Below are 8,593 nucleotides of genomic sequence, written 5' to 3' on the forward strand. Positions count from 1 at the left end.
ACCTGCTCGGGGCGCGCGGTGACGGCGGCGATGGCGTCGAAATCCAGCGCCGAGGTATTGCAGGCGAGAATAGCGCCGGGTTTGAGGATGGCGTCCAGGCTGCGAAAGATCTGCTGCTTGAGTTCCAGATTCTCGTACACTGCCTCGATCACCAGGTCGGCGTCGGCCAGCGCCGCGTAGTCGCCCACCGGGGTGACGCAGGCCAGACGCGCGGCGCATTGTTCCGCGCTGATCCGGCCGAGCTTGAGGTTATGCGCGTTGGTCTCGGCGACCACCGCCATGGCCTGTTCGAGCATCTGCGGGTTGCTGTCCAGCCACAGCACGCGAATCCCGGCGTTGGCCAGGCTCATCACTATGCCGCGGCCCATGGTGCCCGCGCCGATCACGGCGGCCTGCTGGATGCTCAACCCGTTGCTCATGCCTAGCCCTCTGTTCGCTGCCCGAAAGAAATTCGCCAACCACCATAAGCAAGACGCCAGTATTTTTGAAATTTAGTCTTGTGATGCTTGGTATTCAGGCAATGAATATCTCTAGCTTCGATCTCAACCTGCTGCGGGTATTCGATGACCAAATGCCGCCCTGCGGTGGTTGATCGCGCGCATAGTCGCCATCGGCCAGGGCTAGGGCAGCGCGACAAAGGCTTCCTATACTGAGCACTACGACAGCGCGGGGCTTGGGGAGTTAACGATGGGGAAGTCAGCTTGGGCGCTGCTGATCGGCCTGCTGGGCGGCATGGCCGAGGCCGCCAGCCTGCAGGTCGAGGTGCGCGATATTGACGGCAAACCGCTGAGCGAAGCGGTGCTGTGGGTCGAACCCGGACCGACTCAGGCCAAGGCCGAGCCCGCACTGATGGACCAGCAGAAGCGCCAGTTCAAGCCCTATATCCTGCCGGTGCAGGTCGGCACCACGGTGAGCTTCCCCAACTCCGACCCGATCAATCATCACGTCTACTCCTTCTCCCCGGCCAAGCGCTTCGAGCTGCGCCTGCACCAGCAGAACGCCGCACCCCAGGAGGTGCGCTTCGACCAGCCCGGCCTGGTCACCCTGGGCTGCAATATCCACGACTGGATGCTCGGTTTTATCCTGGTGCTGGACAGCCCCTGGTTCAGCCAGACCGACGCCAAGGGCCACGCCCGCCTCGACTTCGAGCCCGCCGCCGGGCAGCAGCTGCGGATCTGGCACCCGCGCCTGAATGACGCCAGCGAAGCCATGAGCCGCGAACTGCAGGCCGGCAGCAGCCTGTCCTGGCAACTGAGCAGCCCGCTCAAGCGCGACCCCAGGCCGAAAGTTCCAGTCCTGCGTCCCCAGGGCAAGGGCGGCTATATGCGGTAAGCCGGCGCAACCCGCCCGGCTAACAGGCCGTTGAAAAACTACCTGCGTTGCCCCTCTTTTAGAAAAGAAAGGGGCGTTAAAAACAGGCTCGGCAAGCCGCTTGCGGCTAACGCGCTTTAGCGCGGCCCGCAGGGCGAGCGAAGCGAGTCATGCTCATTTACAGCTCGTAAACTCGACTCGGGCATCCTGCTTCGTTCTACCTCCTGCATCCATGCAGTCGTCCGCTTCCTCGCCTGTTTTGACCAGCCGAAGGCTGTTACTACGTAGCGCCTTGTCTCGGCTGCCTCGCCTACGTTTTTCAACAGCCTACTAATTAGGCAAAGGCTCGAACAGATACTCCCCGCCCGACTCATGCCCGGCCACCGTCACCGCGCCGTACTGCGGTTGCTGCGGGTAGTCCTGGCTTACCCCGCGGCGCACCACCTGGTACAGGTTGAAGCCCGGCACCATGGTGCCAAGGTCCTGCAGGCTGCGCAGGAAATGCCAGGCGAACACCGAGTGGCCGTCCTTGCCTTCATCGGATACCGGCTCCTCGCCCCCGGAAGACAGCACCAGCACGCTGCGTTTGCGCAGCACCTGCAGCGGCGCGAGCTGGCCGCCCTGGTAGGTCTGACCGCGCACCAGGCTGCCGGAAAAGCAGCTGTCCGACACCAGCAGCAGCTGACGGGCCGGAATCGCCCGCAGCAGGGTGGCGATGTCCTTGTTGGAGAGCCATTGCGCCGCCGTCTTCACCGAGCCATCGCTGGGAATCCAGTAGCCCATCTCGGTGTCGTCCATCAGGTAGCCATGCCCGGCGTAGTAGACGAACACCGCATCGGCCGGGGTCATCTCACGGGCCAAGGCGGCCACCGCGCGCACTATGTCCGCCTTGCTGGCATTGCTCAGCACGCGCACCTCGAAACCCAGCACCCGCTTGAGGGTGGCCGCGACCTGCTCGACATCGCGGATCGGCGTCAGCAACGGCGGGATAGGCGCCTGATACTGGTTATTGCCGATCAGCAGCGCCACCCGGCGCTGGGTCGGTCGCCCGGCGATGGCCGCCGGCACCCCGCCCAGGGCCGCCTTGGGCAGGCAGTAGGCCTGGTCGTCATCGGCGGGGCCGCACTCGCGCACATCCACCACCTGCGGGTTGCGCCGCAACTCCTCGAGGGCCTCGCGGTACAGCAGGGTGCGGGCCTGATGCCGCTGCATATCGATCGCCTGCATCTGCGCCCGTCCGGGTATGCCGCCGACAAAGGCCGGCGGACGGAATCCGCCCAGCGCCGGCGCGCTGATCAAGGCCAGCAGCACGACTGCACGGCATAAGGTCTTCATGGTTCACCCTCCTCGTCCGGCAGCAATGCCGGCCAGTGCTGCACCCAACAACAGCTATGACCAAAGCCCGGCAACAGCTGCAAACGCCCGCCATGCCGGGCGACGAAACGCGCGCCAAGCGCAGCCGGCACCACTCGATCGCGGCTGCCGACCATGTGCACGGCATAGGGCAAGGGCCCGTCCCCCTCCAGCGGGTCCAGCGAGCCGCGCAGGGGCGACAGCGCCTTTAAGCGCACCCACTCGGCCAGCGCCAGAGGAGCCGCCAGGGTGACCAGCGCCTCGACATCCCCACGCCGCTGCGCCAGCAGCGTGGCGAGCACGCCACCACCGGAGTAACCGACCAGGCTCAGGTGCTCGGCGCCGGCCGCTTGCTTGAGCTGGCTAAGGGCCTGATCCATGGCCGCCACCACCTCGGGGGCATAGCGCCGCTCGCTCCAGTAAGCGCTCGAACAAGTGGCTAGCGCCGCCGGCGCCAGGTACTGGCAGGGCCGCCCCAGGTAGGCGACCGCGACCGCCGGATCGCGCTCGGCCAACTCCAGCACCAGGGGCTGCTGCGGAGTCGGGTCCGCCGGCGGCCGATAGCCGTTGGGCCAGGCCGCGCCGTCACCCTCGATATAAACCCGCAAGCCGGGGCTGGCCTGGCTCTGCCGCAACAAGCCCAGCAGGTTGAAGGGCTCGGCCCGCAGCCACACGGGCGTCCAGCCCCGGGCCAGGGCCCAGGACTCGACCTGCGCGGGCGAGCCGTGCGGGTAGGCCGGGCCCGCGCAGCCGTTCAGCAAGAGCGCCAGGGCCGCGCCCAAGACGGCGACCCAGACTGGCGCACGCCCTAGCCAGGCCATGGCCCCGGATCAGAAGCGCAGGCTGAGGTTGGCGACCCAGGAATTGAGATTCTGATGACTGCGCCCCTCTTCCTGCTCGTAGGCCAGGCCACCGGTGATGCCATAGGCCAGGGAGTAGAAGTTCACGCCCAGGGTCCAGACCCAGGCCTCCTTGCCGATCGGGTCGCTGGGGGCGAAGTTCTGCGTAGTCGAGCGGTGCACGTCGTCCATATACTTGAGGCCGGCATAGGGCATCCATCCATTCCACCAGTAGCCGACCTGTCCGCCCAGCTGGATACGATCGAGCTCATTGGTCGCGTCAGAGTCTTGCAGCTCAGTCAGGCCCAGCTGCTCCTCGGTATCGCCGTGCAGCTTGAGGTCGTCGTAGTCCTCTTCCGCGTGCAGATAGCCGGCGCGCGCCGCCAGCTGCCAGCTGCCCAGCCAACGCTGGTAATTGAGATTGACCCCGGTGTACCAGCGGTCCACATCCTGATTACTGCTGTCACTGGCGTGCAGCTCGCCCTGGCCGAAGCCGATGCTGGCATCCAGGGACAGCTCATCGTTGAGTTGCCAGCCCAGGTAGGGCGCGACCATATAGCCGTGGCTAGTCAGCTCGTTCTCCTCCTCCCCCGGGGCCGTATTGATCCCCGAGATATCCCCTCTATCTATGCCCAGGGACAGCCCAAAAACCAGCGAGGGGGACGCCAGGCCGTAGTCGGCGCCGAGGATATGGTTCTGGATATCGAAGTCGTTCTTCGTGGTGTTGCCGGAAAGGTTGCCATAGCGCTGCTCGGTGTCTTCGTCCGAGCTATTGCCCCACAGATTGAACGGCTGCGCCCCATCACCCGCGGCCATCCCTCGCGCGCCGCCAGTGGCCGCCAGGCTGGGAGCCCCGGGCGCCGTCCAGCGTCGGGCCAGGGCATCGGAAATAGCGCTGGATTGCCGGGCGGCCGTGGCGCTGACCAACGCCTGAGAGGTGGTCGCACCGCCGCCGAAGCATTCCGGGTGATTGGATAGCGCCTGCTCGGCGAATATGCCCCCCGACGAGTAGCTCGAATAGGCCCCCAGACAGTTGGCAAAGGCGCCAACCGGGGATGCTAGACAGATGCTGGCCAGCGCCAGCCTGGTGGTGGTTTTCATGGACAGTCTCCTGGAGAGGCAACAGTTGTTGTTATTCTGGCTACTGCTCTTCCGCCATCTTCGCGTTGTTCATGGCCCGCACATAGAGCGAACGGAGCACGGCGAGCTCGTTACTGCCCGGGCTCTGCTCGTCCAGTCGCGCGAGCAACTGCTGCAGCTTGGCGAACTCACGCAACTCGAAATAACCCGCCAACAGGTACAGCTCTGGGTTGCGATCCGTCGCTGCGGCTTTGCTGCGCAATTCAGCGTAGTTGTTTTCCACCGATTCGAGCGTGCCGCCGCTGGGCATGCTGCGTAGGCGCACCATTCCGGCGCGGATCTGCCCCTCAGGCGCAGGCGTCCTGGCCAGCTGCTTGACCAGCAGCCGCGGCAATAGCCGGCTCTGTTGTTGCGGGGTTCCCGTCGTCACCGCACTGGCTTCAGAACCGAGCAACAGATCGCCAGCGCCCTGCCACACCTCCTCACGACCGCTCTGGAAGAACACCAGCTGCACCCGCGCCGCTGCCGCCAACTTCAGTCTGTCGCCGGCGCGCAGCTTGCTGAAGGCCTTGAGCGGCATAGCCGGGGCCGCCCCAGGCGCCTGCCATTCGACAGTGCCGCTCAGCGCGGTGACCATGGCGACCTCGTTGGCCTGCGCCGTGCAGCTCAGCAGCGCCAGCAGCAGCGCGCCGCACAGCCCCAATTGTCTAGTCATCCGTCTGCTCTCCCTGTTGCAACCCGATAATCTCGAAGACCCGGATCGGCGCCTCGCGGCCCTTGACCCGGATCACCTCGCTGCGCCCGCAGCGCACGGCCGCGCCCGCCTCGGCGATACAGTCGGCGCTGGCGAGGATCGAACAGCCCAGCTCCTTGGTCATGCTCTCCAGACGCGAGGCCAGGTTGACCGTGTCGCCAATGGCGGTGAACTCCATGCGAATCGGCGAGCCAATATTGCCCAGCACCGCCTCGCCGCTGTGCAGGCCGATGCCGACGGCGAAGGGCGGCAGATCGCGACCGGCGAAGCGCTGCTGCATCCAGCCGGCGAATTCCTGCGCCACCTGCTGTAAGGCTAGCGCAGCACGGGCCGCGCGCAGGGCATGGTCCGGCAAGGGCAGCGGCGAGCCGAACTCGACCATCACCGCATCGCCGATAAACTTGTCGATGCTGCCGCCCTCGGCCAGCAGCGGCGCGCAGGCGCGGGCGAAGTAGGCGTTGAGCATCTCCACCACCTCCTTGGCGCTCAGCTGTTCGCTGATGCGGGTGAAGTTGCGAATATCGGAAAACAGCACGGTGACGCGCTGTGCCTGGCCGCCCAGTTCTGGGCGCTCGCCGGACTTGAGCAGGGCCTCGACCACCTGGTTGGACACATAGCGGCCGAACATCTGCCGCAGATGGCTGCGCTCGCGCTCCTCGCCGGTCAGACGCAGGCCCAGCACCCCCAGCAGGCACAGCGACAGGGTCAAGCCCGCGCCGCCCAGCGGCAGCAGCCAGCCGTGACGGAACAGCAGCTGGCCGAGCAGCAGCAACAAAGCCATCCCGAACAGCCAGCCCAGCAACGCCGCCCATACCGGCAGGCGCAGGAAGCCGCCCACCGCCAGGCCGCCGAGCAACAGCAGACCGAACGCGCGCCAGAGCGCAGTCGGACTTTGCAGGTAATTTCCGCTAAGCAGCGCCTGCAGCACATTGGCGTGCACCTCCACGCCGCTCATCAGCAGGCTTCGCCCGCCCAACCAGTCGCTGCTAAAGGGGGTGAAGTGAGCGTCGTTGAGGCCCGCCGCGGTGGCGCCCAGCAGCACCAGCTTGCCGCGCAGCGCCTGCACCTGGGGATCGTCCAGCGCGCCCTCGGCCAGCAGCTGTTTCAAGGCGACTGGCTGGAATGTGCCGGGCGGACCCAGATAGGGGATCACCTCGGCCGGCTGGTCGCGCCGCAGCTCGCGGCCGCCCAGGCGCCAGCTGGCGGCGCGCACATCCTGGCCCGCGGCGCGGACCGCGAGCAGGGCCGGCAGGCTCAGTTGCGGCAACTCGTCCTGCAGCTGGGCGCGCGCCGCCGCGGCCACGGGAGCGAGGCGATAACGGCGCACCAGACCATCGCCCTCCACCAGCAAGTCGGCCAGGCCGACATGGGGCAGCAGCGCGTAGTTGGGCAGCGCCAGCAGGTAATCCGGGCTCGGCAGCAGGTAATCGCTGACCTGCGCGCCGCTGCCGGAGCGGCTCGCCACCAGCAGCAACTGACCGCTGCTGAGCTGCTCACGAAAGGCCCGGTCATAGTCGCGCGCGCCCTGCAGGCCTCCGAGTTTGCTCAGCCAGCGTTCGGGGCTGATGCTGTAGAGCATATCCAGGCCCACCAGCGGCACCCCGACCCGGCGCAAACGCGCCACCGCCACGGCCAGGCGGTCGGTCCAGAACAGCATGGGGTCGTCCGGGTAGAGCGCCAGGCTGTCTTCGTCTATGGCCACTATGGCCACCTGGTGGGCTTGGTCGCGGCGGCCCTGCCACTGGAACTGCAAGTCCTGCAGGCGCCGCTCGCCCCACTGCAGAAAACCGCCGCGACCGAGCCCCTCGCTCACAGTGGCGCTCAGCAGCACCAGTAGCATCAACTTGAGCGGCATGCGCCACGCCCGCCTGATCCGCATCCACAGCCTCCTCAGCCGTCACACGCAAAGTCGAACACCGGCGCAGGGCCTTTCTATACTCAAGGCGTTTCGCCCCTGGCGAGCCGGTTATCCACCAGCATAGGCATCCGCCATGACCCTGCGCGGCAAGATTCTCGGCTTCTTCCTGCTGCTGTTGCTGGCGGTGATGGTGCTGTTGCTGGCCTTGGTCTATCGCTCCACCTACCAGCACACCCTGAGCCAGGTGGCCGGCCAGCTGGACTTCGCCCATCTGGTGCTGAGCAATGAGCTGCAGAGCCGGCGTCAGGCGCAAAGCGCCATGGCCGACCTGATCGCCAAGGATTTCACCCTGCTCGGCGAGATCGCCGACCTGATCGCCAGCCCGCAGCAGGAGGCGCAGTCGCTGTCCGCCGCGCTGGAATCCTTCGCCTCGCGCAGCCAGGCCGGTTTCGCCCTGGTCAGCGCGCCCGAGGGGCTGATTCTCGCCGGCACCAGCGCCGAGCTGCTGCCCGGCGCGCAGCTGCCCTGGAGCGCCATGCTCGATCAGGCTGACCCGCACAGCGATGAGCGCCTGGTGGTGTTCGACGAGCGGGTGCTGCATATCAATGCCACGCCGATCTTCGCCCCGCGGCCGAACCTGATGGGCTGGCTGCTGATGGCCTTCGAGCTGGATGATCAGGCCACCGCGCACCTGGCCCGGCTCAGCGGCGCCGATGTCGCCCTGCTGGACGGCAGCCCCGGCCACTACCGGGTGCTGGCCAGCAACCTGGACGCGCTGCCGCGGGCCGAACTGGCCGGCCAGCAACTGCCGAATGCCGACGGAGTGTTCCGTTTCGAGCTGCAAGGCCTGGAACAGGTGGCCCTGCGCGCGCCGCTGAGCGGCACCGCTAGCGAACTGCAGGTGTTGCTGATGCGCTCGCTATCCGCCGAACTGGCCGATTACCAGCCGCTGCAATGGCAGTTGGCGGGGATCTTCGCCATCGCCCTGCTGCTCGCCGGCCTAGGTGCCTTGTGGATCGCCAACACCATCAGCCGCCCGCTCAGCCAGATGGTCGCCAATGTCCGGCGCATCGCCACTGGCGACTATCAGGTGCCCATGGCCACCCAGGCCAGCGGCGAGGTCGGCCAGCTGGCGCGGGAATTCGTCGCCATGCAGCAAGGCATAGCCGAGCGCGAGACCCGCATCAGCTTCCTCGCCTACCGCGATCCGCTCACCGAACTGGCCAACCGCAACCGCTTCGTCGCCGAGCTGCAGCAAGCCCTGGCGCAGTGCCCGGGCGGCGAAGGGGTGGCGGTGCTGCTGATGGACCTGGACAACTTCAAGGACCTCAACGACACCCTCGGCCATGAGGCCGGCGATCAGTTGCTGTGCCTGCTCGCCGCGCGCCTGCAGGCCCT

General features: G+C 66.8%; 8 protein-coding genes. 2 read left to right on the forward strand and 6 right to left on the reverse strand.

Features of this window, described 5'->3' with window-relative positions; genetic code table 11:
* The coding region (locus tag Q8Q83_RS19195; RefSeq protein WP_305625727.1) for a 3-hydroxyacyl-CoA dehydrogenase family protein at positions 1–419 on the reverse strand (419 nt) is incomplete at its 3' end.
* 268 nt (positions 420–687) lie between these two features.
* Between Q8Q83_RS19195 and Q8Q83_RS19200 the strand changes: the two genes are divergently transcribed.
* Positions 688–1,332 carry a methylamine utilization protein gene (locus Q8Q83_RS19200; protein ID WP_305625728.1) on the forward strand — a complete coding sequence of 215 codons (645 nt, stop codon included), beginning with the start codon at positions 688–690 and terminating at the stop codon, positions 1,330–1,332.
* 309 nt (positions 1,333–1,641) lie between these two features.
* On the opposite strand, the gene Q8Q83_RS19205 is transcribed toward Q8Q83_RS19200, so the two are convergent.
* Genes Q8Q83_RS19205 through Q8Q83_RS19225 form a run of 5 tightly spaced genes read right to left on the reverse strand, consistent with a single transcriptional unit; the run spans position 1,642 to position 7,192 of the window.
* Positions 1,642–2,646, reverse strand: a complete 1,005-nt coding sequence (locus tag Q8Q83_RS19205; protein WP_305625729.1) for a caspase family protein — start codon at positions 2,644–2,646, stop codon at positions 1,642–1,644.
* On the reverse strand, positions 2,643–3,485 hold the full coding sequence (locus Q8Q83_RS19210; protein WP_305625730.1) for an alpha/beta fold hydrolase: 843 nt from the start codon (positions 3,483–3,485) through the stop codon (positions 2,643–2,645). The genes Q8Q83_RS19205 and Q8Q83_RS19210 overlap by 4 nt, the downstream gene beginning before the upstream one ends.
* A 9-nt stretch (positions 3,486–3,494) precedes the next feature.
* Positions 3,495–4,604, reverse strand: a complete 1,110-nt coding sequence (locus tag Q8Q83_RS19215; RefSeq protein WP_305625731.1) for a hypothetical protein — start codon at positions 4,602–4,604, stop codon at positions 3,495–3,497.
* A 40-nt stretch (positions 4,605–4,644) separates the two neighbouring features.
* On the reverse strand, positions 4,645–5,298 hold the full coding sequence (locus tag Q8Q83_RS19220; RefSeq protein WP_305625732.1) for a hypothetical protein: 654 nt from the start codon (positions 5,296–5,298) through the stop codon (positions 4,645–4,647).
* The gene (locus tag Q8Q83_RS19225; RefSeq protein ID WP_305625733.1) at positions 5,291–7,192 is read right to left on the reverse strand and encodes an adenylate/guanylate cyclase domain-containing protein; all 1,902 of its coding nucleotides are present in this window, start codon (positions 7,190–7,192) and stop codon (positions 5,291–5,293) included. The genes Q8Q83_RS19220 and Q8Q83_RS19225 overlap by 8 nt, the downstream gene beginning before the upstream one ends.
* A 136-nt stretch (positions 7,193–7,328) precedes the next feature.
* On the opposite strand from Q8Q83_RS19225, the gene Q8Q83_RS19230 reads away from it, so the two are divergent.
* Positions 7,329–8,593, forward strand: a 1,265-nt coding sequence (locus Q8Q83_RS19230; RefSeq protein ID WP_305625734.1) for a diguanylate cyclase domain-containing protein, incomplete at its 3' end; no start/stop codon positions are given.

The sequence above is a fragment of the Pseudomonas sp. genome (genome assembly GCF_030696055.1).
GTDB lineage: Bacteria > Pseudomonadota > Gammaproteobacteria > Pseudomonadales > Pseudomonadaceae > Aquipseudomonas.

Bases quoted from the DNA above. Each gene is read 5' to 3' on its own strand.
- Q8Q83_RS19200 (WP_305625728.1), top strand. From the start codon at position 688: ATGGGGAAGTCAGCTTGGGCGCTGCTGATCGGCCTGCTGGGCGGCATG.
- Q8Q83_RS19205 (WP_305625729.1), bottom strand. From the start codon at position 2,646: ATGAAGACCTTATGCCGTGCAGTCGTGCTGCTGGCCTTGATCAGCGCG.
- Q8Q83_RS19210 (WP_305625730.1), bottom strand. From the start codon at position 3,485: ATGGCCTGGCTAGGGCGTGCGCCAGTCTGGGTCGCCGTCTTGGGCGCG.
- Q8Q83_RS19215 (WP_305625731.1), bottom strand. From the start codon at position 4,604: ATGAAAACCACCACCAGGCTGGCGCTGGCCAGCATCTGTCTAGCATCC.
- Q8Q83_RS19220 (WP_305625732.1), bottom strand. From the start codon at position 5,298: ATGACTAGACAATTGGGGCTGTGCGGCGCGCTGCTGCTGGCGCTGCTG.
- Q8Q83_RS19225 (WP_305625733.1), bottom strand. From the start codon at position 7,192: ATGCCGCTCAAGTTGATGCTACTGGTGCTGCTGAGCGCCACTGTGAGC.